Raw genomic sequence first — 23,891 nt, forward strand, 5'->3', positions numbered from 1 at the left:
AGTTACCACGTCCCCAGGGTGAGGACGTGGTCTTCTCCGGCGACGAGGCCGAGCGGCCTCGCGCCGGTGGAAGTCCGCAGCTCTACACGGAGCGTGCGTGTGGGGTGGACGACGGCCCTGGCGCCTGCCGCGTCCCAGGCGAGGTCGACGCGCGCGCCGAACCTCGTGCGGATTCCCAGGAGTCGGCCTTGGGCGAGCGCGGGGACCTTCGTGGGGAGGAGGACCAGCCGGTCGGGGGTCGACTGGATCAGCGCCTCGATCAGGACGGCGGGGAGGGTGTGGGCCGCGTCCGCGTTGTAGACGTGGCGGTGGGGGTAGTGGGCGCTCATCAGGGACGCGTGGAAGAAGTCGCCGTCCAGGACGGCGGCCAGGGCCTGTCCGACGCGGGCGCCGTCCCTCAGCCTCGCGGCGATCAGGGCGTGGTGGAGGTGCCCGTGGGCCGAGTCGTTCTCGGCGCCCCGGAGTCGGAGGGCGCGGTGGGCGGCTTCGGCGAGAGCGGGGGTGTCGTAGGGGGTGATCTCGTCGAGGGGCCAGACCGCGTAGAGGTGGCTCAAGTGGCGGTGGTCGTAGGTGTCCTGGAGGCCGGGCCAGGCCCATTCGGCGAGGGCGCCGTCGGAGTTGACGCGGTGGGGTGGGAGGCGGTGGGCGAGGGCGGTCCAGCGGGCAGCTTGTTCTTTTTGGTCGGCGTGGTACTCGGCTGCGGTGAGCAGGGCGTGGCGGGCCGCCGAGAGGTCCATCGCCGCGTTGACCGCTCCCCAACTCGCGTTCGCCGGGCGGTTTTCGGGTGAGTACGAGGGGACGAGGGCGAGTTGGCCCTCCGGGGTTTCGCCGGTCCCGGCTCGCGGGTCCGTCCGGGTCAGGAAGTCCTCGTAGAACTCGGCGAGTTCGGCGAGCAGCGCGGCTGTACGGGGGTCTCGGGCGCCCTCGGTGTCGTCGTGGTCGGTGAGGGGCTTGAGGAGCCAGTCCGCGCCGGACGTCCAGAGGTGGAGGGGGTATGCGCGGCTGAAGTGGAAGGAGTGACCGGACTCGCCGTCGGTGTGGGCGGGGGTGACGATGCCCCGGGCGCCGAAGACGGACCGGGCGTTGGCGCGCCAGTCGTCGAGCTGGGCCTCGATCAACCGGCGCAGTGCCTGGGTGACTTCGGGGAGGGCGGCCGAAGCGGCCGACGAGGTCTGGAGGTTGAGGTTGGCGTCGAGGGTGAAGGCGCCGGACCAGGCGGTGTCCCAGTCGCCGGTCCACAGGCCGGTGAGGCGGGGCGGGAGGAGGCCGGCGGCGGAGAGGAGGTGGTAGCGGCCGGCGGCGAAGAGGCGTTCCAGGAGGGCGGGGCTGTCCGGGGTCTTGAGCAACTCCGAGCCGGGGAGGGCGCGCTGGGCGGGGTCGGCGTGGAGGTCGAGGGTGACGCGCTGGTAGGCGTCGCGGTGGAGGGGGAGGTGGCGGGCGCGGAGGGCGGGGAGGTCGGCTGGGTGCGGCAGGGCGGGGTCGGCGGGGTGCCGCTGCTCGCGGGTGTCGTACCGGTGCACCCGGGTGAGGAGGAGGACGGACTCGGCGTCCTCGACCCGGACGCCGGTCGTGGTGAGGGAGGTCGTGCCGCCGGTGACGACGATCCGGGTGAGGCCGGTGTACGCCTTGGTGCTGTCGGGGTAGCGGGCGCGCAGGGCGAGGAGGGCGCCGTCGGGGGTGAGGGAGACGGTGTGGGAGACGGCCAGGTCGTCCGGGGCGCCCGGGAGTTGATGGTCGAGGGAGATGTCCGCCGTGAGTGCGGGAGCCGTGACGTGCTGGACGATCACGTCGTCGGCGCGGGAGACGAAGACGCGGCTCGTCCAGTCCGCGTCGGCCGCGCTCGCCTCGCCGGTCGTGAAGTCGAGGGCGCGGCGGTAGCGGTGGGTCGGGGTGACCCGGTCCCGCCGGATGCGGGTCTGGAAGGCGGGGTGGAAGGGCTGGACCCACTGGAGGGGGCGGTGGTCGGTGAAGTCCTCGGCCGCCGTGAGGTCTCCGGCGAGCAACCTGTCCTGGATCCCGGCGAGTCGGGAAGCCAGTTCAGGGGCTCGGGCGGCTTCGGAGCCGTTCGGGCGGACGAGGGTGTGATGGGTGACGATCACCCGGTCGTCGCCGGGGTCGCCGTACACGAGGGCGCCGTGGTGGCCGTTGCCGCTGAGGTAGCCGTCCTCCCAGCGGTCGGCCAGGGCGGGTTCCCAGGTGCCGTGGACGGGTCCGGTGACATCGGCTCTCAAGGGCATGGCTTGAGCACCGCCGCTCCGTGCCGGGCGAGGGTGAGTTCGCCCGTCGTGGTGGTGCCGGTCAGCACGTCCTCGTGGTCTGGGGGGACTTGGACGGTGATGGTGTCGCGGTTGTGGTTGAGGAGGAACAGCAGCTCGCCCCGGCGTACCGCCTCGACGCCGTCCGGGAGGCCGTCGAGGACCGGGCGAGCGCCCGCTTCGGCGGCGATACGGGCGAGGAGGGCGCGCAGGGCGGGCGGTTCGGGGAGGGTGGAGACGTACCAGGCGCGGTCGCGGTGCAGGATCGCCGGGAGGCCGTCCAGCTCGCCGCCCTTGTACGGGATGTGGTCGGTGCCGGGCTCGGGTTCCAGCTCCTCCGACCAGAGGGTTCCCCGGAAGCCCTCGCACTCGACGGTCTCGTCCGCGTCGAGGGGCCACCATTCGTGCAGGGTGCGGATGCCGAACAGTTCACGCAGGCGCGCGTCCATTCCGCCGGGGCGGATGCGGTCGTCCTCGTCCGCGGCTCCGGTGAAGAAGCCGCAGACGAGGGTGCCGCCGCCGCGAACGTACGCGAGGAGGTTGTCGATCGCGGCGTCGGTGAGGAGGTAGAGCTGGGGCGCTACCACCAGCTTGTAGGCGGACAGGTCGTGTTCGGGGTGGGCGAAGTCGGTGGTGAGGTGCTCTTCCCAGAGGGCGCGGTGCCAGGCACGCAGGACCTCGGGGAGGTCGACGCGGGCGGAGGGGCGGGCGTCCTGGGCTCCGGCCCACCAGGAGTGCCAGTCGTGCAGGACGGCCACGTCGGCCTGCTGAGGTTCCGTCAGGTGCGGTGCTATGGCCGGGAGTTCAGCGCCGAGCTGCTTGACCTCGGCGAACGTACGGCCCTGCTCCCCCGCGTGGCTGACCATCCCGGAGTGGAACTTCTCGGCGCCCTGGCGGGACTGGCGCCACTGGAAGTAGCAGACCGCGTCGGCGCCCCGGGCCACCGACTGGAGGGACCAGAGGCGGTTGAGGCCACGGGGCTTGGGGTGGTTCACGCCGCGCCAGTTGACCGGGCCCGCCGCCTGTTCCATCAGCATCCAGGGGCCGTTGGCCTGGGAGCGGGTCAAGTCCTGGACGAGGGCGGCCTGTTGGGCGCCGAGGGGGTCGCGCGGGTCCGGGTAGAGGTCGACCGAGACGACGTCCTCCTCCCGCGACCACCGCCACGCGTCCTGGCCGATCCACAGGGGCATGAAGTTCGTCGTCACCGGGATGTGCGGGGTGTGCCGCCGGACGATGTCCCGTTCGGCGAGGTAGCACTCCAGGAGGGCGTCCGAGGTGAAGCGCCTGAAGTCCAGTACCTGGGCGGGGTTCTTGAGGTAGTGCGGGGTGCGCGGGGGGAGGATGCCGTCCCAGGTGTCGTAGCCCTGGCTCCAGAACGCCGTTCCCCAGGCGGAGTTGAGGGCGTCGAGCGTGCCGTACCGGTCGCGGAGCCAGCGCCTGAAGGCGGCGGCTGCCTCGTCGCCATAGTCGAACGTGCAGTACTCGTTGTTGATGTGCCACATCGTCAGCGCCGGGTGGGCCGCGTAGCGGGCGGCCAGGTCCTCGGTGATCGCCGCCGCGTAGTGGCGGTAGGTGGCGCTGGAGTGGGAGAAGTGCTGGCGTCCGCCCCACCATTCGGTGCGGCCGTCCTCCGTGACGGGGAGGGTGTCGGGGTGGAGGCGGCCGAGCCAGGGCGGGGGCGAAGAGGTGGGGGTGGCGAGGACGACGCCGATGCCGTTCTCGTGCATCAGGTCCATCAGGGTGTCCAGCCACGCGAAGTTCCGTTCGCCCGGCTGGGGTTCGAGGGTGGACCAGGAGAAGACGCCCAGGGTCACGGAGTTGACGCCGGCGTCCCGCATGAGGCGGACGTCCTCGTGCCAGGTCTCCTCGGGCCACTGTTCGGGGTTGTAGTCGCCGCCGAAGAGGATGCGGCCACGGGTGGCGTCGGCGAGGGTGGGCCTCGGGGCGGGGGCGGGCCTGCGGGGTGCGGTCATCGGGCCGGCTCCCCGTGCTGGATGCCCCGGCCGTTGGTGCCGAGGTAGACGCGGCCGTACACCCTCGGGTCGCCGGTGATCACCGCGCCGGTCCAGCCCCACTGGTGCCGGTCGTCGTTGACGCGGACCCAGGTCCTGGCCTCGTCGTCCGAGCGGTGGACGGCCGTGCCGGTCCCGACCGAACCGACCAGGTAGATCGCCGGGTAGGAGGCGCCCGGTGCGGCCTTGCCGAAGCCGAGGGTGTGCGAGGCCGAGCAGGTCGCGGTCTTCGTGAAGGTGACGCCCCCGTCGGTCGACCGGAAGAGGCCGCCGGTCTTGGTGCTCAGCCACAGGTCGCCGGACCGGCCCGGGGCCGCGACCAGCTGGAACTGGATGTCGCCGGAGGGCAGACCGGTCGCGCGGGCGGTGAAGGAGAGGCCGCTGTCAGTGCTGGCGAATACGGTTCCGGTAGTGAAGTCGAACGCGTAGAACCGCGTCGGATCGGCCGGGTCGGCGACCGGTCGGGCGCCCTTCGGGAAGGAGGGGATCTCGGACCAGGTCGTGCCGTTGTCCGCCGAGCGGTAGGTGGGGTACGTGGTGCCGTCCCAGTGGACGAAGCTCCACAGCAGCACGCTCCCGTCGGCGCCCGCCGCGATCGGCCCCGGGGCGTCCTTGGCGATCGCGGGCTGAGCGGCGAAGGGGTTCCAACTGCGCCCGCCGTCCAGGGAGTACGCGCCGTTGCCGTGGTCGCCCCAGCCGCTGCGGACCACGTACGCGGGCCTGGCCGCGGCCTGCGACAGCCCGGTCGACGAGCCGAACACGGGGTTCGAGGCCATCCCGCGCGACGGGGACTCCGTCAGCCGCTCGTGGTACATGACGCCGATGTCGCCGAGGCCGCTCAGCAGGTGCGCCTCCCCGACCGGGGGCGAGATCAGCTGGACCACCGCCGTCTCCTCCAGCCCCCTGATCTCCGGGGCCCAGTGCCGCAGGTCCCGGGTGCCGTACAGGGTGGCGCCGGTGCCGTACACCACGTGCCGGGAGTCGTACGGGTCGATCGCCAGCGCCTGGATCCACCAGCCGAACTTCGGTTCCTGGCCGCCCCACTTGAGGAAGGGAGTCTCCGACACGTCGAACTCGGCGGTCTCCTTGAGGGACGTCCAGGTGGTGCCGCCGTCCGTCGTGCGGTACAGGGTGTCCACCGCCGACCAGCGGTTGTTCGTCGAGACGACCACCGTGCCCGGGCGGCGGGCGTCCACGGCGACGCCGCCGTAACCGAACGTGTCCGTCGTGCCGTTCGGCTTCGCCGGGGTGATCTCCGTCCAGGTGTCCGTCGCCGTCGAGAGCTTGTGGACGCTGCCGTCCGACTGGCCGTTCGGGCCGGGGGCGTTCGCGTACGTCACGTACAGGGCGCGGGTGTGAGGGTCGTACGCGGCTCGGATCGGGACCTTGGCGGCGGTGCCGGTCGGCTGGGCCGGGGCCGGGGTCCACTCCGTGCCGTTCCTCGTGCGGTACAGGGTGGGGGTGGTGCCGTCGCCGTCTCCCCACGCCGCGTACACGGTGCGGCCCGCCGCCACGAGGAACGTGATGCCCTGGCCTGTCGGGCTGGGGGTGCGGGGGAAGAGGGCCGGCGTCCAACTCGCGCCCCTGTCCGTCGACTTGAGCAAGCCGTCGTGGCGGGTGCCCAGCCACAGGGTGTCGCTGTCGCGCGGGTCCACCAGGAGGCGTTCGCCCGCGCCTCTGCCGTCCTCGTTCGCGCCGAGCTTCACCGTGAGGTCGGTGCGGGTCCAGGTGGTGCCCCGGTCCTCCGACCTCAGGATCGCGCCGTTGCCCGACCAGGGCTGGGTGTACGTGCCCAGCGCCAGGTAGAGCCTGTTCCTGTGTGCCGGGTCGATCGCTATCGCCTCCACGCCGAGGAGGTTCCAGTCGTCCCAGCCGAGGTGGTCCGTCAGGGGGGTCCAGCGGGCGGTTCTGTCGTCCCAGCGGTAGGCGCCGCCGATGTCCGTCCTGGCGTAGGCGAGGCCCCTGACGGAGGGGTGGAACAGGACGCCGGTGACGAAGCCTGTGCCGCCGATGACGACGTTGCGCCAGCGGTAGGGGGTGGTGGGGCGGGGGGTTGCCTGGGCCTGCGGGAGGGGGAGGGTGGTGAGGGCCGCGGCGGCTGCGGTTCCGGCGAGGAGGGTGCGGCGGGTGGGGTGCATGGGGGTACCTCCGGGGACGGGTGGGTGCGGGTGGGGGGTACCGCTGGGGGTTGGGTGCGGGTCGGTGGGGGCTGGGGTGGGGGCGTTTCGCTCACCCGCGCTGGCGGGGTGCCGCTGCGCCCACCCGTGCCGCCCCTAGCGGCACGACTGCCCGCAGCTGGGTGAGCGGGGTGGGGTGGGTGTGGGTTCGTTGTGGCTGGGCGTGCCCGCGTGGCGGTAGCCGCGTATCGGATGCGGCCCCGCGCTTCTGAGGGACGGACAGTTGTGCGCCCTCTCGCCAACTCCGGTGCTGTTCAGGCGACGTGACCGCGCGACCGGCCACAAGCGACCCGCACCCGGCAGCGCCCCCTGTTCACCCCTTCACCGCCCCCGTCAGCATCCCCTTCTTGAAGTGCTTCTGGACGAAGGGGGAGAGGACGGCGACCGGTAGCAACGCCATGACCATCACGGCCATCTGGACCGCGAGCCCCGACAACTCGCCTGTGCGGATGGCCTGGCTGAGGCCTACCGGGGCCTCTTGTTTCTGGACGAGTTGGATCATGACGTTCTGGAGGGGCATCATGTTCTGGTCGTTGAGGTAGAGGGACGCGTTGAACCAGGCGCTCCAGTAACCCACCGCGTAGAACAGGGTGATGACGGCGAGGACCGCCCGGGACAGCGGGATGACGATCTGCCGCAGGATGCGGAAGTCCCCGGCGCCGTCGATGCGCGCGCTGTCGATCAGCTCCTGCGAGATGCCCATGAAGAACCCGCGCAGGACGAGGATGTTGAAGACGCTGATGGCGCTCGGCAGGATCAGCGCGAGGTAGGTGTCGGTGAGGCCGAGGGACTGGACCAGGAGGTACGTGGGGATGAGCCCGGCGCTGAAGAACATGGTGGCCAGCAGCAGCATCAACATCCACCGGTGGCCGAGGGACCCGGTGCGTGAGAGCCCGTACGCGCACAGGACGGACACGGTCATCGAGAACAACGTACCGACGACGGTGATGAGGACGCTGATGACGGCGGCCCGGGTGACCTGCCCGCCGCTGAGCAGCTCGCGGTACGCGACGAACGTGATCCCCTTGGGGATCATGACGAGCCCGCCGGCCTTGTCGATGGTCTCCCGCGAGGAGAGGCTCGTGACGATGATGATCCACAGCGGGAAGAGGATGGAGAGGCAGGCGAGGGCGAGGACGATCCCCTTCCCCGCGAGCCCCGCCTTCGTGGGCTCCTCCTCCCAGACGGGCCGCGGCGGGGCGGCCCAGGGCCCGGGTTTCTGGACGGACTTGTCGAGCACGGCGCTCATTTCTTGTACACCCCCTGCTCGCCCATGAGATGGGCCACCTTGTTCGCGACGAGGACGAGGCCGAGACTGACGACGCCCTTGATGAGCCCGGCGGCTGCCGCGTACCCGAAGTCCTGGTTGCGGACGCCGTTCCACCAGACGAAGGTGTCGAGGACTTCGGCGGCACCTGGTCCGACGGCATCGCGTTGCAGCAGGATCTGTTCGAACCCGACGGTGAGGGCGTCACCGACGCGCAGGACCAGCAGCAGGGCGATGACGGGCCGTAGCGCGGGCAGCGTGACGTGCCAGATGCGCCGCCACCGCCCGGCCCCGTCCATCGCGGCGGCCTCGTACAGGTCGTGGTTGACGGAGGCGAGGGCCGCGAGGAAGACGATGATGCCCCAGCCGGCGTCCTTCCAGACGCTCTCGGCGGTGACGAGGAACTTGAAGGTGCCGGGGTCGGACATGATGTTGAGCCCGTCGTACCCGTGTTCGCGCAGGAGCTGCGACAACAGCCCGGCGCCGCCGAAGAGTTGCTGGAAGACGGCGATGACGAGGACCCATGAGAAGAAGTGCGGCAGGTAGAGGATCGCCTGCGCGAAGGCCCGGATCCGGGGCCGTACGACGCTGTTGATGAGCAGCGCGAGCAGGATCGGGATCGGGAAGTAGAGGATGAGCTGGAGGAAGAAGAGGACCAGCGTGTTGACGACGGAGTCCCAGAACGCCGAGTCCTCGAAGAGGCGTTGGAAGTTCTCCAGCCCGACCCAGGGGCTGTGCAGGATGGAGACGACGCCGTTGGAGCTGGCGTAGGGGTCGTAGTCCTGGAAGGCGACCACGTTGCCGAGGATCGGTACGTAGTTGAAGAGCAGGACCAGCAGCACGGCCGGCAGGGTCATGAGGATGAGCACGCGGTCGCGCCGGAAGCGCAGCCGTACGCTCAGTTTCCCCGCCTCCCTTTTCCCCTTCGGGCGTTTCTTCCTGGGGGAGTTGGCGGTGTCGCCGGTCGCCGCCGTACTCCGCTTCCCCGTCTCGTCGGCCTCGGTCTCGCTCCGGGGCACCGTGCTGTGGGACACGGCCGTCCTCCTCGCCTCGGGTCAGCTCGCCGCCGTGCCGTTGTCGTCGAGCAGCTTCTGGTACCAGTCGCGCAGCCCGTCGCCGCCCTTCTTGCGCCAGTCGCTGACCCACGCCTGCATGTCGCTGATCTTCTTGCGCCCGCGCACGATGTCGTCCTCCAGCTGCTCCATGTCGTTGGAGAGGTTGGTGAACCGGGCGGGTTCGGTGATCTGGAGCCCGTAGAAGGTCGACTTCTTGGTGAGCGCTCCCATCCGCTGCTGCCATTCGACGGCGGCGCGGCCGATGTCGGGGAAGTCGGGGCGGGCGATGGTCGCGGCGGGGCTCGCGAGCGCGAGGTTGCTGGCGAGGTCGATGTTGCCCTGGTCGGTCCGGACGGGGACGCCGTCCTTGATGGTGAAGTGGGTGCCTTCGACGCCGTACTGGGTGAGCATGTACTCCTTCGTCCCGTACGGCGCGGCGGTCACGTTGGCGACGGCGAGCGCGTCGCGGACGACCGCCTCGGAGGCGCCGCGGTTGATGAAGGCGAAGATGTTGGCGGGCTGGGTGGCCCAGAGCTGCGGGGGGCCGTCGCCGTTGCCGAAGATGTCCATGCCCCAGATCTTGAAGTCGGGGTTGTGGGTCTGCTGGACGGCCTGCTGGCCCCACCAGCTGGACATGTCGTTGTTGTAGATGAGGAACTCGCCGGCCGCGAACTTGGTGCTGGGGTCGACGGCCTGGCTCTTGCCGAGCCGCGCGTCGGGGTGGACGACACCGGCGGCGAACAGCTTCCTCGTCCACTCCAGGGCTTCGAGGTACTCCTCGGTCTCGACGCGGTAGATCAGCTTGCCGTCGACCTGGTTCCAGCCGAGCGCCTTCTCGCCGCCGGAGAGCACCCCGAACGCGTTGAACGCGGTCCACTTCATGTCGCCGCAGGCCCACCGCTTGGCCCTGGCGTTGGTGATCTCCTTCGCCAGCGCCATGAACTCGTCGGCGGAGGTGGGGACTTTGTACCCCTCCTTGTCGAAGATGTCCTTGCGGTAGAAGGGCACGATGTTGCCGACGTACGACGCCGGCATCGGCAGGCCGCGCAGTTTGCCGCCGAAGATGCAGCGCCGCCAGGCGTCGGTGGGGATCGCCGCGAGGTTCGGGAACTCCTTGACCGCGTCGCCGGACAGGTAGGGCCCGAGGTCGGCGAACTTGCCGATGATGGCGCTGGGTATCCGGCCGCCCATGTTCCAGCCGGGGACGACGACCACGTCCGGTACGTCGCTGGAGGCGAGGACCGCGCCGAGCTTCTGGTCGTAGGTGTTGCCGTCCTGGTTCTGCCAGGTGAGGTCGACGCCGATCAGGTCGCTCATGGCCTTGTAGTAGGCGTTGTCGCTCTTGGGCGGGGAGCCCCACAGCGGCGCCATGACGGTGAGCTTGCCGCCCTTGCCGAGCTTCTTCGGCACCGACGTCTTGAGGGCCGCGAGGTCGACCTTGCCGACGAACCCGACCGCGGAGCCGTTCTTCGACGGGATGTCGGGCTTCACCACGTTGCTGGCGACGTAGGCCGGGAGGATCCCCTTGGCGTTCTTGCCCGAGGTGGTGCCGTCGCGCGAGCCGCTGTCGGAGCCGCCGCAGGCGCTCAGCAGGGGCATCCCGCCCGCGACCGCGGCGGTGGCGACCGCCGTGGAGGCGAGGAAGCTTCTCCGGCTGGGACCGGAGGAGGCGGAAGCGGCGTTCGGCGTCATTGCGTCAACCCTTCATGGCGCACCAGGACACCCGGCGGTGGCTCGTCGGCTGCGGTGTCCTCGGTGGAACTGGCTGAGCCGAAGCAGACGTCCGACCAATGCCGTGCGACTCCTGACGGACTCTTAGTCGAAGCGCTTCGATGTTGCTGTGAGGTTAAGTGAAGCCCTGGGGGCGCACAAGGGTCGCTTCCAATATTCCTTTGACAGGAGAGATCGGAGCTTCCCGTATGCGCCACTTGAAATAACCGTGCGGTCCCTTGACACCCGCACCGCCGCCCGCCGAGCATCGAAGCGCTTCGAAAGAGCCGCTCCGGTCCACCGCAAAGGGAACTTCACGTGACCGCTTCCCCGTCCTCCACGCCGCCCTTCCGCGATGCGCGCCTGCCGTTCGCGAAGCGCATCGACGACCTGCTGTCCCGTCTGACGCTCCAGGAGAAGGTGGCGTTCCTGCACCAGTACGTCCCGGCCGTCGAGCGGCTCGGCATCGCCGCGTTCCGCACCGGGCAGGAGGGTCTGCACGGCGTCGCCTGGATGGGTCCGGCGACGGTCTTCCCGCAGGCGGTAGGGCTCGGCGCGACCTGGAACCCGGAGCTGGTGCGCCGGGTGGGCGCTGCGGTCGCCGAGGAGACGCGGGCGATGAGCGCGCGCGACGACCGGGTGGGCCTCAACGTGTGGGCGCCGGTGGTGAATCTGCTGCGCCACCCGCTGTGGGGCCGCAACGAGGAGGGCTACTCGGAGGACCCCCGGCTGACGTCGGCGATCGCCACCGCGTACACGTACGGCCTGCGCGGCGACCACCCCGTGTACTGGCGCACGGCGCCGGTCCTCAAGCACTGGCTGGCCCACAACAACGAGACGCGGCGCGACACTTCGTCGTCCTCGGTCCGCCCGCGCGTGCTGCGCGAGTACGACCTGCCGGCCTTCCGCGCCACGGTCGAGGCGGGCGCTGTGGCCGGGGTGATGCCCGCGTACAACCTGGTCAACGGCCGCCCCAACCACGTATCGCCTTATCTGAACGACCACTTGCGCACCTGGACGGACGCCGAGCTGTTCGTCTGCTCGGACGCCAGCGCGCCTTCCAACCTGGTCGAGCCGGAGCACTACTTCGACACGTACGAGGAGTCGACGGCGGCGGCGGTCCTCGCGGGCGTGGACAGCTTCACCGACCACGGCACGGACCCGTCGAAGACCGTCGAGCGCGTCAACGGGGCGCTGGAGCAGGGCCTGTTGACGGAGAAGGACATCGACGCGGCGGTACGGCGCCAGCTCTCCGTCCGGTTCCGGCTCGGCGAGTTCGACCCGGACCTGGACCCGTACGCCTCCGGCGCCGCCTTCGACACCCCGGAGCACCGGGCGCTCGCGCAGGAGGCCGCCGAGCAGGCGATCGTCCTGCTGCGCAACGACGGCATGCTGCCGCTGGCCCCCGACGCGCGCATCGCGGTCGTCGGGCTGCTCGCCGACGAGTGCAAACTCGACTGGTACAGCGGGACGCTGATCCACCGGTCGACTCCGCTGGAGGGGCTGTACGAGCGGTTCGGGGCGGACCGGGTGCAGTTCGTGGAGGGCGTGGACCGGGTGCTGCTGAAGACGTCGACGGGGTCGTACCTGACCGTCCCCGCGACCGAGTCGGACGACGAAGTGCGGGGCGCGGAGGGGGCGTTGGACCCGGCGCTGCTCAAGGGGCGTACGGACATCCCGCCGTTGACGGTGTCCCCGGACGGCGGCACCGAACTCGCCCTCGCCGACTGGGGGAACGGTGTCCTCACCCTGCGCGCGCCCGACGGGCGGTACCTGTCCGTCGCCGAGGACGGGTATCTGCGGGCGTCCGCCGATCAGCCCGGGGGGTGGGTCGTACAGGAGACGTTCCGCCTCGAACCCTGCGAAACGGGCCACGAAGAGGGCCACGAAAAGGGCCACGGGAAAGGCCACCTCCTCCGTCATCTCGGCACAGGTCTGCTCGTCCGAGTCGCCGCCGACGGGGTGAAGGTTGCCGCCGAGGATCCGGAGATCTTCGAGCTGGTGACGGTGGAGCGCGGCGCGGACGCGGTGGCCCGGGTCTGCGCCGACGCGGATGTCACGCTGGTGATCGCGGGCAACGACCCGCACATCAACGGCCGTGAGACGGAGGACCGTTCGACCCTCGACCTCCCTCCGCACCAGGCCGGCCTGCTCACCGCCGCGCGCACCGCGAACCCGCGTACGATCCTGGTCCTCACCTCGTCCTACCCGTACGCCCTCGAACCCGGCCCGCTCCCCGCGGTGCTCTGGACGGCCCACGGCGGGCAGGCGGCCGGCACGGCCCTCGCCCGGGTCCTCGCCGGCGACGTCTCCCCCGCCGGGCGGCTCCCCCAGACCTGGTACGAATCCGACGCGGACCTCCCCGACCTCCTCGACTACGACGTCATCGGCAGCCGCCAGACGTACCTCTACTTCGAGGGCAGGCCGCTGTACCCCTTCGGGCACGGACTGTCCTACGCGTCCTTCTCCTACGGCGACTTGAAGGTGACGCCGACGGACACGGCCGTCCAGGTGTCCTTCTCGGTCACCAACACCGGCGCCGTCACCGCCGACGAGGTCCCCCAGCTGTACACCCGCGCCATGGACCCGTCGGTCACGCGCCCCCGGCGCGAACTCCTGGCCCACACCCGCATCACCCTCCAGCCGGGGGCCCGCCACTCGGTCTCCTTCGAAGTCCCCCTGTCCGCCTTCGCGTTCTGGGACGTCGCCCGGGGCTCCTGGCGTCTCGACCCCGGCGAGTACGACATCCTCGTCGGCACGTCCAGCGAGGACATCCGCCTGCGTACGCCCCTGACCCTCACCGGCGAGCCCGCCGCCCCCCGCCCCGTCCTCCGACTCGGCCTCTCCGCCGCCGACTTCGACGAGCACAGCGGCGCGGAGATCGTGGACCGCACGAAGCGGGCGGGGGACTCGGTGACGCCGGGCGCCTCGGGGGTGGCCCAACTGGTCTACCGGGCCTGCGACTTCGGTCCAGGTGCGACCCAGGTGACGGCGGAGGTGGCGGGCGAGGGAGAACTGACCCTGGAGGCGGGCGGCGCCCAGACCGTCCTGCGCCTCTCCTCCCCCACCGAATCCCCGTACACCTACACCCTGTTGGACGCTCCCCTCGCCCTCACCGGCGTCCACGACGTCCACGTGAGGCTGCGCGGGCCGCTACGGGTGGCGCATCTGGGGTTCTCCGTCTGAGTACTCGATGTACTCGATGTACTCGGCGAGGTCGTCGAGCCGGCTGTCGTCGGCGCGTTCCCGGACGTCGTTCAGGAGCCAGTCGAGGAGTTCCGGGGTCGCGTGGTACTCGTCGTGGAAGCCCATGTGCAGGTCGGTGACCTGGTACTCGAAGAGGACGTCGTGGACGAAGTCGGCGAGGTGGGCGTCGGCGGCCGGGGTGCGGGTGGCGGTCCAGGCGTCCAGCCAGGGCCGCAGTTCGCCGGTGGCGGCCGTGACGAGCGCGAGGACCTTCCGGGGCCTGGCGGCGCCGGGGTGCGTCGCCAGGGTGGCCCGCCACCAGGCCGCCCACACCTCCCGCACCGCCGCCACCAGCGGCGGGTCCCATCCCGTCCACAACGCCTCCAGCAGCCGGGTCGCGATCAACTCCTCGTCGGTGTGCAGCCGTCCCGTGACAACTCCCCTGAGAATCCTCGGCGTCAGCCGCCGGTAGAGCCGGGGAAAGTCGTCCCAGTGCTCCGGCACCTCCGAGGCCACCGCCGACCTGAGTTCCTGCTGGGGGGACATGGCAACCGTTCCTATTCAGTGAGCAGGAGTGGGTCTTGGACCCAAACTTGATCACTGCGGACATCCCGAACGGTGTTGGGTGTCCTGGTCGCCCGCGTACGTGCCGCGTCCGGGGGCACGCATCGTGTGCGTGGTCCGGGAACGCGGGGGCGGGGTTCCTCGTCGCGCCCGGGAGTCTCCGGTCGGGCCTGGACGGTCCGATGCCCGCGACGATCACTCTGTTCGTCACGGGGCGGTGCCGTCCGACGCCGGACCGGAAATCCCTGGGCGCGTCGCCCGATCGCGATGCTCGCGGCATCGTGACGGGTCGTCCTGCGGGTTTTCGTGGTGAGGGGTTTCTGCCAGTGCTGCGCGCCCCACATCGAGGTGTACGCCGGATCGACAGCGATGATCGCGATGCCGGTCCGGTCGGCCATCGACGTCAGCCGGGCGCGGAGCTTCCCGGTCGGCATACCGGAGACGAGCTGCTTGAAGCGTTTCTTGCGACCGTGCTTCTCGCGGGTCTTCTCCGCCGTGAAGTCGAGGTCTTCGACGGCGATGGCCTTGACGCCGCAGGTCTTCGCCCAGTTCAGCAGCCGGGACAGGGCGTGGCGGACCTGCGCGTCACGATGATCAGCCCACCCGCCGAGGTCGTAGAAGAAACGGCGGGGCTGCCCGACCGGGTTGCCGTGGGGGTCGAGGCGCCAGGCGGCGAGGTGGTCGGCGTTGGTGTCCACCCCGATCACCCCCTCGGCGAGGGCTGCCGCCAGGGGGACGGTGCGGGTGACGGGGAAGGTCCAGGCGGCGGTCAGGTACCAGCGCCCGCGCGTGGTGTCGTGGTGGATGCGGTAGGCGACGGCCCGGTTCGCCTCGACGCGGTCGGCCCACTCGGTCCCCCGGTGCGAGAAGGACACCCGCGCGGCCAGAACGTACCGGCCGTGCCCGCTGTTGGCGTGCGCGGCGAGAGGCGCGGGGAGCTTGATGCTCACCTCGCCGTCCGGGGCGACACGGATCGTCTCGTTGCCATAGCGCTTGCCGGACTCACCATCGGCCTGGAGGAACCAGCGCCCGGCCTCCCACCGTTCTCGCCACTGGGTCTCGGTGAGCCGGGCCTCTTCGAGGTGGTGGCGGGTGGTGAGCAGACGCCTGCCGCCCCGCACCACATGGACGACACCGGCCTCACGGTCGGCACACACAGCGGTCAGCCGGTCTTGCAGGACGTGCAGACGGCGGGCCTTGCGGAACCGCTCCCCTCGCGAGCGATAGCCGCCCGGTGCCCGTTTGGTGCCCTTCTCTCCGAGGGGCAGTGACAGCCGGTGCTTGATCGTACGGATGCCGGCTTCGAGGGACTGGACGTGGGCAGCCTGTCCGCGCCGGGCCAGCGCCCACTGATCATGCGTGGCCTTCGTGATCGACCCCGCCCAGCGGGACGACGACAACGGCGTCAGCTCCCGCTTGCGGACCGCCCACGTCTCGGCCGAATGCCCCAGCCCGTCAGCACACCGCACCTTGAGATCCCGGGACGCGAGCGAGCCCAGATGCGCACCCACCAGCCTCAGCACCTCCTCATCCTCCGGCGTCAGGCCCTTCAGACGGGTACGTACCGCCACACCGGTAGGGCCGGGCACCACGAACGGAGCCGCCACCTCCCGCAACCCACCCATCCCGACCACCCTCCCCTCCGGAACCGAAGACCTTCCCCATCACCCCCAACGACCACCACCGGGAAAGGTCACGCGTTCGATGAAAGAAACTTTGTTCCCTCGCGCGTGAAGCACTCGCCAGGGCTTGGACACACCCCTGTGCGCCAGAACACACTCCCGTGCTGTTACACCGCAGCAGTCCACAACCTCTGAGTGACTCCGTCCGGGTGGCCGGCGAAGATTGCAGGCTGGCAACGGGGCCCGCTTCGGCGCCCGGCGAATTCACGTCTCTTCGCGGACCATGCAGTCGTACAGCGGCGAGCCCTCGAACGGGCGGGACACCCCGGCCTTCCGGTACCCCCATGCCTCGTACGCGGACCTCGCGGGAGCGGCCTCGGGTTCCGGGCGGACCGTGAGGGTGACTCTCTCGGCGTCCAGTTCTCGCAGCAGGCGGTGGTGCAACGCGGTGGCGATGCCTCGGCGCCGCCATGGCCGGCGTACGGCCAACTCGATGATGACAAAGGTGCGTCGGCCGTCCTCGCGGGTGAAGTCCGGTGGCAGGTCCGCGTTTTGGAGGTTCGTCCACCATCGGGTGTCCGGTGCGAGGTGGTAGCCGTAGGTGAAGCCGACGACCTCCGCTTCCTCGCGGGCCAGGACCAGGCGCATGCCGGGGCGCCGGGTCTGGACGTGGTAGTGCTCGGCGAACTCCGTTATGTCGTCCGGGCCTTCGCGGTACGGGGGTTCCTGGTAGATCTCCGTGTAGGCGGGGAGGAAAGCGGTCAGCTGCGCGTCCGCGTCGAGTGCGTCGTACCGCTCGTAGATCACTCAGGCAGCCCCTCTGGACTCGGTGTACTCGGTGAGACGGCCGACGGCGTCGCGGGTGGTGACGGAGTCGACGGTGCGCAGCAGGGTGGTGACTTCCTTGAGGCGTCGGGTGACTCGCCCTGACTCGACCTCCGCGAGGTGGTCCAGGCTCTCGACGGCGTACGCGGCGGCTTCGTCCGCTTGGCCTGCGTGGGCGAGGCTGCGGGCGAGGGTGAGGCGGTAGAGGGCGCGGTTGCGGCCGTATGCGCGGTCCTGGTGGTCCAGGGCTGCCCGCAGGAACTGCGCCGACGCCCGAGGTCTGCCCGCCTCGGCGTAGAACAGGCCGTGGGCGTAGTCGAGTTCGGCGTGCCCGTGAAAGGCGGCCCAGGCCGGGGAAGGGCGACCGCGTTCGCCTCGCTCGACGAGCCTCATCGAGTCGGCCAGTTTCTTCTTCGCGGTGGAGTGATCTCCCATGAGCGAGAGTGCGCGGGCCTCGCGAGACGCGAGAAGGGATTGCAGGACGAGGGCACCTCCCCGCGCAGCGCGGTCTTGGGCGGCACGGGCGAGATTCACTCCGTCGCGGGGGCGGCCCTCGTAGCTGGCCTGCATGCTCAGGGAGGCGAGGACCAGGATCGCCAGGTTGTTGTCACCGAGGACGGTCGCGGTCGTAAGGGCCTCACCCCAGTAACGGCGGGCCCGGCCCTGATCGCCCGCGTCGTAGTACAGCCAGCCGCAGTGTTCGGCGGCCTCCCCGGCGAGGAGTTGGAGCTGTCGGCCGATCGCGTCCGGGTAGTGGGCGGTGTTGATGATCCGCTCGACCCGTCTCAGATGCTTGCGTGCGAGTGATCGGACGTCGTCTCCGCCGTAGGCGTCGTCCAGCTGGTAGAGCGAGCGGAGGCCGTCGCGGAGTTCGACGACGTGGGTCGTACCGATGGTTCCGGGCCGCACGGACGACAGCGCACCGACTGCGGCGACAGCTCCGGCGGAGTCCTGGATGAACGTCCGACGCTTCACGCTCCCCATGCCTTCCTGTGCGAGGAAAGGTGTACCTCCCACAGTCGCACCCGGTGGCGGCCCGGGGAAACCCAGGTCCCTGGGGTCACACGCGAACATCGCGTGCAGCACCCGCCACGCCCGCGCTCGCGGCATCGGCGGACACGGCCCACGCCACCTCCGCGCCTGCCGGTCGGTCAACGTCACCGCTTCGCCCAGCAGATCAGCGGCTTCCTCGAAAGCCCGCAGAAAGTCCGCCGGTCTTCCCCAGCCCGCCGCGATGCAGGCGTGCTCGAAGAGTGTCGGTTCAGCCACGTCGTACCCCCAGCGTCACATCCGCGCACTGACCGTAGCCACATCCACGGCTGTGGAAGGTCCCCTTGCTTCAAAAGTCCGGCGAAAAGTCCGCTCGGAGGTCCGTCTCCCCCTGGGCGCACGGCGGTTGACTCGGTGGTGAGGGAGCCGAAGAGAGGAACCCCGCCCGTGAACAGCACGACCCGCCCGGCCCGCACCGGCATCAGGACTCACGGCAAAAACTTCCCCCGCGTACCGGAATCCGCCCGTGCCGCGCGGCGGTTCGCAAGGACCGCGCTCAACAGCCTCGCGCTCAGCGGCCTTTGCGACTCCGTGACTCTGATCGTCTCGGAACTCGTGGCCAACGCCGTGTGCCACGCGGAGGGTGACTCGATCCGCGTGACCGTCAGCCTCATCGGCGACCGGCGCGTACGGGTCGCCGTCGACCGGGAGGGCCGGTGAAGACGACCACGCTCGCTTCCTCACCGAACCCCCCTGGCATCGCGGACGTGTTCGTGTACGCAGCGACGCACATCCACGAGGCTGCTGGGGCGTTGTGGCCCGGGGAGCGCATCGTCCTGGAAAGCCACGTCCCCAGCGTCACCGGGTACGTACACCGCGTCCGCGTCGACGACCGTGCCCTGTACGCGAAGACGTCCTTCCTCGGCATGTCGCTCGTCTCCCTCCTGTGCGGCGCCGGCGGCCCTTGGCCCGTCGTCCGTCAGGCTCAACAGGCATACCAGGACCGGCCCGGCAGCCTGCCCGCACGCGAGGCGGCGCAACTGAGACTGCTTGCGGCGATGGCCGCCCCCAGGGTGTGCGCTCTCGCGGGCCTCAAGTCGGGTGTCGTCTTCACCGAGCCGGTGTCCGGACCGTCGTCGGGTGACCTGCTGCTCGCCCAACCGGACGACACATCGGGGCTGTTGTCCAGGGTGTTCGCCGAGTTGCACCCGATCCATCAGCCGGACACGGCCGGGCGCCTCGCTCCGGCCTGGGACATCGGAGAGCGCGGGATCGCCAGTACCTTTCTCCGGAAGTTCAACGGGCTGTCCGGGCAGGCGTACATCGCCCTCCTCGGCGCGGAACGCCGCGAGCACGGCGCGCGTGAAGAGGTTGTCGAACTGATCCACCGGTCCGTCGGCAGGCTGAGGCAGCTACACATGGCCCTGCCTCCGGCAACCGGCACGACACTCGTGTACGGCGACCTGAAGCCGGAACACGTGCTCTTCCCCGACGGCCCTGGCGAACGGCCGGTACTCCTCGACCCTGGACTCCTCAGGGCAGACGTCATGGTGGACCTGGCCAAGCTCATCAGCCGTACCGTCCTGTTCCTCGCGACCATCCGCCCCGGCCCTTCTGCCGCTCAGCGCATCGCCACCGGTCTCGACGACTTCGTGCGGCGCCAGGCGAAGGAGCACGCACGGTTACGACACGTCCTGACGCTCTGGCTGATGGACACCGTCAACATCGTCACGACCTACCTTTCGGAGCCGGCCGACCTGCCCCTGCCGTCTCCCGCCCTGGCACTCATCGAACGTGCGGTGCCGGTGTGCTCCTTGGTGGCGGACCTCGCGTCCGAGGCGACGCGGAACGACACATGGGAGCGTGCGTTGACCGGGGTTGTGGCGGTGGCCTCGTGAAGCCCACCGTCGGAGTGATCGGCTGTGGTGCTGTCGGCCAAGCAGTCGGCGCCGCCTTGGTCGTCCTCGGTTTCTGCGACCGGCTCCTCCTCGTCTCGCGCACCGCCGAACAGGCCGTCGCCCTCAGGGACGACCTCGACGACATGCGCGTGGCGTACGGCTCGCCGGTGCAACCGTACGCCGTGGAGATCGACGAGTTACGGCACTGTGCGGCCGTAGTGATCGCCGTCCGTGCCCAGTTCACGAACAGCCACAGCACGGACGTCCGGATGGGTGGCGCGGAGACGAACGCGCTCTTGATCAGTACGCTCGCCGCCCGACTACGCGGCTACACCGGCACCGTGCTGATGGTGACGAACCCCGTCGACCTCATGACCCGCCTGTTCGCCGACGTATCCGGCTGCTCTCGTGTCTTCGGCGTCGGCTCCGCGCTGGACACGGCCCGCTACCGGCTCACCGTCGCACGACTGCTCAGCGTCCCCGTCGGCGCCGTACACGGTCACGTCATCGGTGAGCACGGTGACGCCGCCGTCATCTGCGCCTCGTCGACGACCGTCAACGGAATGCCCGTTCCTGTCCCCCTCCAACAGGTACGTGACGAACTGGCCCGACGCCCGGGCCGGATCAGCGCCGGTATCGGTCGTACGCGGTACGGACCCGCAGGTGCGGTGGTGTCGTCGCTGCGTCTGCTCCTCGGTCTTGAGGACGGTACGACAGGACTCTCCGCTCCCTACGGCGACCTCCACCTCGGAATCCCGTTGCACTGCACCCAGGGGACACCCGTACCGTCCCCACCTCTCCTGGACCCCTCCGAAACACGCCAGTTGGAAGCCGCCCGGTCCAAACTCCGCGCCGCCTACAGCACGTTGTCCACCCCGAAGAAGGACCTCACCGTGACCACTCACTCCGTACGCCTCCAGGCCGCCGGCGCGGCAGTCACCGTCGCCTGTGCCGAACGGGCCGTCACCGACTGGGCAGTTCGCTACTTCGGCCCCTGGTGGGAGGCGGCGGAAGCAGCGGCCGGGACGCGTCCTCTCGTCATGGCCCGCGTGGACCGCGACGCCTACGCGGAAGCCGCCCTCGCAGTGACCCTGGCCCCGCACACCAGCACCACGTACGCGAAGGCCCTGACCCTGGTCGCGCGGGACGACACAGCGGCGGTCGTCCGAGCCGTCTCCCCCGGCGAAGGGCTCGCCTACCTCTCCGAGCCGGAGTCCACACGTCTGACCATCACCGGGTGCGATGCCGAACCCGTCGCCCTCGCCACCGCTCGCCTGGCCCGTGAGGTGATGCGTGGTGTTCTGCTGAGGGCGGGCTGGTCGGTGCTGCACGCCTCGGCTGTGACGGATCAAGTCGGGCGGACCGTGCTGGCGTTCGGGCACAAGGGCTCGGGCAAGACGACCACCGCCCTGGCCCTGGCGAGCCGACGCGGCTTCCAACTCCTCGCCAACGACCGCGTGTTCGTCCGCCCCGACAGCAACGGCCGTGTGGACATCCTGCCTTGGCCCTCGGCCGCGGCGATCGGGCTCGGACTGCTCGACGCGTTGGGGTGGTTCGACACCGCGCGGGATCGACTCAAGGACGGCGAGGCCCTGCACCCGACGCAGGACGCGCGCGTCACGGCCGCCCTGCTCGCCGGCCGTCGTGAACCCTTGTGGGAGGACGGCAAGGAGCTCAAGACCCAGATCTTCCCCGACCAGTTCGCGAGCTGGTTCGGCCTCTCGCTCGCGACCGGCGGCAAGGCCGGGGCCCTCGTCTTCCCGCGCGTCGTTCCCGGCGCCGCCCCAGCGCGCGACTTCACCGAACGGCACCTGACCGACGCGGACTTCATGAGCGGCGCGACCGAAGACCGCTACCCCGACATCTTCGCCCTCGCCCGCGTGGACGGCGGTGGCAGCGAGGAGGCCCGCCGCGAGGTGACCGACCTGCTGGCGCGCCTCCCCCACCACCCCGTCGTCCTCGGCCACGACCTCACGGAGAACGCCGGGCTGCTGGCCGGGCTCGTCTGAAGCCGGGTACAGAAGGGGCCCGGCACCGGAAGGCATCGGTGCCGGGCCTCTTCATGGGACGGCGGGTCAGCGCCTGGAAGGAGCTTAGGTGAAAATGGTTCCCATTAGCAAGACCCCTGCCGCACCCTGATTCCTCAGAGCGCCAGCCCCGTCAGGACCAGCACCCGCTCGTACGTGTAGTCGTCCATCGCGAACTTCACGCCCTCCCGGCCGACCCCGGACAGCTTCGCGCCGCCGTACGGCATCTGGTCGGCGCGGTAGGAGGGGACGTCGCCGATGATCACGCCGCCGACCTCCAGCGCCCGGTGCGCGCGGAACGCGGTCTGGACGTCGTGGGTGAAGACGCCCGCCTGAAGGCCGTACTTGGAGGAGTTGACGGCGGCGAAGGCGGCCTCCTCCCCCTCGACCTTCTGGATCGACAGCACCGGCCCGAAGACCTCCTCGCGCGCGAGGGTCGTGTCCGCCGGGACGTCCGCCAGGACCGTCGGCGCGTACGACGCGGCGTCGCGCTTGCCGCCCGTCAGGAGGGCGGCGCCCGCCGCGACCGCCTCGTCGACCCAGGACTCGACGCGCTTGGCGGCGTCCTCGCTGACCAGCGGGCCGACGTCGGTGGACGCGTCGGACGGGTCGCCCGTCACCTGCGCCTCGACCGCCGCGACGATGCGCGGGAGGAGCCGGTCGTACACGGCCACGTCGACGATGACCCGCTGGACGGAGATGCAGGACTGGCCGCCCTGGTAGTTGGAGAAGGTCGCGATGCGGGTCGCGGCCCAGTCGAGGTCCACGTCGGAGGACCAGTCCGCGAGGACGACCGCCGCGCCGTTGCCGCCCAGCTCCAGCGTGCAGTGCTTGCGCGGCACCGAGTCCATGATCGCGTAACCGACCTTCTCGGAGCCGGTGAAGGAGATGACGGGGAGGCGCTCGTCCTGGACGAGGGCGGGCATGCGGTCGTTGGCGACCGGGAGGATCGACCAGGAACCGGCGGGGAGGTCGGTCTCGGCGAGGAGGTCGCCGATGATCAGACCGGAGAGCGGGGTCGCGGGCGCGGGCTTGAGGATGATCGGCGCGCCCGCCGCGATGGCCGGGGCGACCTTGTGCGCGCACAGGTTCAGCGGGAAGTTGAAGGGCGCGATCCCGAGGACGACGCCCTTGGGGAACCGCCGGGTCAGCGCGAGCCGCCCCTGCCCGCCCGCGTCCGTGTCGAGCCGCTGCGCCTCGCCGCCGTTGAACCGGCGCGCCTCCTCGGCGGCGAACCGGAACACGGACACCGCGCGCCCGACCTCGCCGCGCGCCCACTTGACCGGCTTGCCGTTCTCGGCGGAGATCAGCTGGGCGACCTCCTCGGCGCGCTCGGCGAGCCGCTTGCTGACGTGGTCGAGCGCGGCGGCGCGCACGTGCGCCGGGGTCGCGGCGAACTCGCCCTGTACGGCGTACGCGGCGGCCACCGCCTCTTCGACCTGCGCGTCGGTCGGCACGCTCACCTTCCCGACGAGCCGCCCGTCCCAGGGGGACGTCACGTCGAAGGTGTCCTCGCCGGTGGCCTCGCGGCCGGCCAGCCAGAAGGCGTGGGTGGAAGTCATCGTCGGGAGCCCTTCCGGAAAGTCGACAGTCGCTGTCCACCGTAGGGCCGGGCGCCCGGTCGGGCGTTTGTCCTACGCGTCCGAGTGCACGGCGCCCACACTCCGCTTCGGCACACCGATCCGTACGACGACCAGCCGCAACGCCCCGAGCAGCACCGCCCCGAGGCACCAGCTGGCCAGCACGTCCAGCGGCCAGTGGTAGCCGCGCCGGACCAGCCCGTACGACACGGCCGCCACCAGCACGACCGCCACGCCGACCGCCGTACGCCGCGCCCGCCCCGCCGCGAGCCACGGCAGCAGCACCAGGACCGCGCCGCCGTACGCGATCATCGCCGTCGCCGTGTGCCCCGAGGGGAAGTAGCCGGTCGCCGGGGGTACGGCCGGGGTTCCCGGACGGTCGGTCCAGATCTTCAGCGGTACGACGATCAGCGGCACCAGCGCCATCGCCGCGAGGGCCGCCGCGGCGGGTCCCCACCACCGCGGTTCGCCCGCCCGGCGCCCCAGCCAGGCCACGTATCCCGCCACTACCAGCAGAACGGGCAACGCCACCTGGACGTTCCCGAGATCCGAAAGAAGTTCCCCGAACCGGTCGGGATGCCGCAGCCCCGAACTCAGCCGCTCGTCCCACCGCAGCAGCGGCCCGCCGACCGCGACCTGCCACGTGAACAGGGCCAGCAGGAGGGCGGGTACGGCGAGGAGACGTGCGCTGATCGGCATGGGGCCAGCCTCTCAGGAAGCCGC

Annotated in this window: 16 protein-coding genes; 4 read left to right on the forward strand and 12 right to left on the reverse strand. The window is 70.6% G+C overall.

Going from position 1 to position 23,891, the window contains the following annotated elements:
* Nucleotides 1-2 precede the first annotated feature (2 nt).
* From PV682_RS32670 to PV682_RS32695, 6 genes are all read right to left on the reverse strand, one after another.
* Entirely contained in the window at nucleotides 3-2,237 is a 2,235-nt protein-coding gene (locus tag PV682_RS32670; protein ID WP_319735375.1) for a glycosyl hydrolase family 95 catalytic domain-containing protein, read from the reverse strand.
* Nucleotides 2,228-4,228: a beta-galactosidase gene (locus tag PV682_RS32675; protein WP_319735376.1), complete on the reverse strand. Its 2,001-nt coding sequence runs from the start codon at nucleotides 4,226-4,228 to the stop codon at nucleotides 2,228-2,230. Before PV682_RS32675 ends, PV682_RS32670 begins: the two co-directional genes overlap by 10 nt.
* The gene (locus PV682_RS32680; RefSeq protein WP_319735377.1) at nucleotides 4,225-6,405 is read right to left on the reverse strand and encodes a WD40/YVTN/BNR-like repeat-containing protein; all 2,181 of its coding nucleotides are present in this window, start codon (nucleotides 6,403-6,405) and stop codon (nucleotides 4,225-4,227) included. Before PV682_RS32680 ends, PV682_RS32675 begins: the two co-directional genes overlap by 4 nt.
* 352 nt (nucleotides 6,406-6,757) lie before the next feature.
* Entirely contained in the window at nucleotides 6,758-7,693 is a 936-nt protein-coding gene (locus PV682_RS32685; RefSeq protein ID WP_319735378.1) for a carbohydrate ABC transporter permease, read from the reverse strand.
* Nucleotides 7,690-8,745 carry an ABC transporter permease gene (locus tag PV682_RS32690; RefSeq protein WP_319735379.1) on the reverse strand — a complete coding sequence of 352 codons (1,056 nt, stop codon included), beginning with the start codon at nucleotides 8,743-8,745 and terminating at the stop codon, nucleotides 7,690-7,692. The genes PV682_RS32685 and PV682_RS32690 overlap by 4 nt, the downstream gene beginning before the upstream one ends.
* Before the next feature lie 21 nt (nucleotides 8,746-8,766).
* On the reverse strand, nucleotides 8,767-10,458 hold the full coding sequence (locus PV682_RS32695) for an extracellular solute-binding protein (RefSeq protein ID WP_319735380.1): 1,692 nt from the start codon (nucleotides 10,456-10,458) through the stop codon (nucleotides 8,767-8,769).
* Nucleotides 10,459-10,794: 336 nt separating this feature from the next.
* On the opposite strand from PV682_RS32695, the gene PV682_RS32700 reads away from it, so the two are divergent.
* Nucleotides 10,795-13,662: a glycoside hydrolase family 3 C-terminal domain-containing protein gene (locus PV682_RS32700; protein WP_319735381.1), complete on the forward strand. Its 2,868-nt coding sequence runs from the start codon at nucleotides 10,795-10,797 to the stop codon at nucleotides 13,660-13,662.
* On the opposite strand, the gene PV682_RS32705 is transcribed toward PV682_RS32700, so the two are convergent.
* The 4 genes from PV682_RS32705 to PV682_RS32720 form a co-directional block, all read right to left on the reverse strand.
* The gene (locus PV682_RS32705) at nucleotides 13,630-14,208 is read right to left on the reverse strand and encodes a hypothetical protein (protein WP_319735382.1); all 579 of its coding nucleotides are present in this window, start codon (nucleotides 14,206-14,208) and stop codon (nucleotides 13,630-13,632) included. The genes PV682_RS32700 and PV682_RS32705 overlap by 33 nt on opposite strands.
* An 11-nt stretch (nucleotides 14,209-14,219) precedes the next feature.
* Nucleotides 14,220-15,851, reverse strand: coding sequence for a transposase (locus PV682_RS32710; RefSeq protein ID WP_319735383.1), 1,632 nt, complete (start codon nucleotides 15,849-15,851; stop codon nucleotides 14,220-14,222).
* 261 nt (nucleotides 15,852-16,112) lie between these two features.
* Entirely contained in the window at nucleotides 16,113-16,655 is a 543-nt protein-coding gene (locus PV682_RS32715; protein WP_319735384.1) for a GNAT family N-acetyltransferase, read from the reverse strand.
* Nucleotides 16,656-17,648 carry a tetratricopeptide repeat protein gene (locus PV682_RS32720; RefSeq protein ID WP_319735385.1) on the reverse strand — a complete coding sequence of 331 codons (993 nt, stop codon included), beginning with the start codon at nucleotides 17,646-17,648 and terminating at the stop codon, nucleotides 16,656-16,658. It abuts the gene before it with no gap.
* Nucleotides 17,649-18,110: 462 nt separating this feature from the next.
* Here PV682_RS32720 and PV682_RS32725 point away from each other — a divergent pair, with 462 nt between their 5' ends.
* From PV682_RS32725 to PV682_RS32735, 3 genes are read left to right on the forward strand one after another with little or no spacing between them, the layout of a single operon-like run.
* On the forward strand, nucleotides 18,111-18,383 hold the full coding sequence (locus tag PV682_RS32725; protein WP_319735386.1) for a hypothetical protein: 273 nt from the start codon (nucleotides 18,111-18,113) through the stop codon (nucleotides 18,381-18,383).
* Nucleotides 18,380-19,561 (forward strand): phosphotransferase family protein, encoded by a 1,182-nt coding sequence (locus tag PV682_RS32730; protein WP_319735387.1) that lies wholly within the window; start codon nucleotides 18,380-18,382, stop codon nucleotides 19,559-19,561. The genes PV682_RS32725 and PV682_RS32730 overlap by 4 nt, the downstream gene beginning before the upstream one ends.
* The gene (locus tag PV682_RS32735; protein ID WP_319735388.1) at nucleotides 19,558-21,570 is read left to right on the forward strand and encodes a lactate/malate family dehydrogenase; all 2,013 of its coding nucleotides are present in this window, start codon (nucleotides 19,558-19,560) and stop codon (nucleotides 21,568-21,570) included. Before PV682_RS32730 ends, PV682_RS32735 begins: the two co-directional genes overlap by 4 nt.
* Nucleotides 21,571-21,704: 134 nt before the next feature.
* On the opposite strand, the gene PV682_RS32740 is transcribed toward PV682_RS32735, so the two are convergent.
* Both PV682_RS32740 and PV682_RS32745 read right to left on the reverse strand, forming a co-directional pair.
* Nucleotides 21,705-23,150, reverse strand: coding sequence for an aldehyde dehydrogenase family protein (locus PV682_RS32740; protein ID WP_319735389.1), 1,446 nt, complete (start codon nucleotides 23,148-23,150; stop codon nucleotides 21,705-21,707).
* 72 nt (nucleotides 23,151-23,222) lie between these two features.
* Nucleotides 23,223-23,867, reverse strand: coding sequence for a phosphatase PAP2 family protein (locus tag PV682_RS32745; RefSeq protein ID WP_319735390.1), 645 nt, complete (start codon nucleotides 23,865-23,867; stop codon nucleotides 23,223-23,225).
* Between the last annotated feature and the right edge of the window lie 24 nt (nucleotides 23,868-23,891).

It is taken from the genome of Streptomyces niveiscabiei, from assembly GCF_033794345.1.
Taxonomy (GTDB): domain Bacteria; phylum Actinomycetota; class Actinomycetes; order Streptomycetales; family Streptomycetaceae; genus Streptomyces; species Streptomyces niveiscabiei.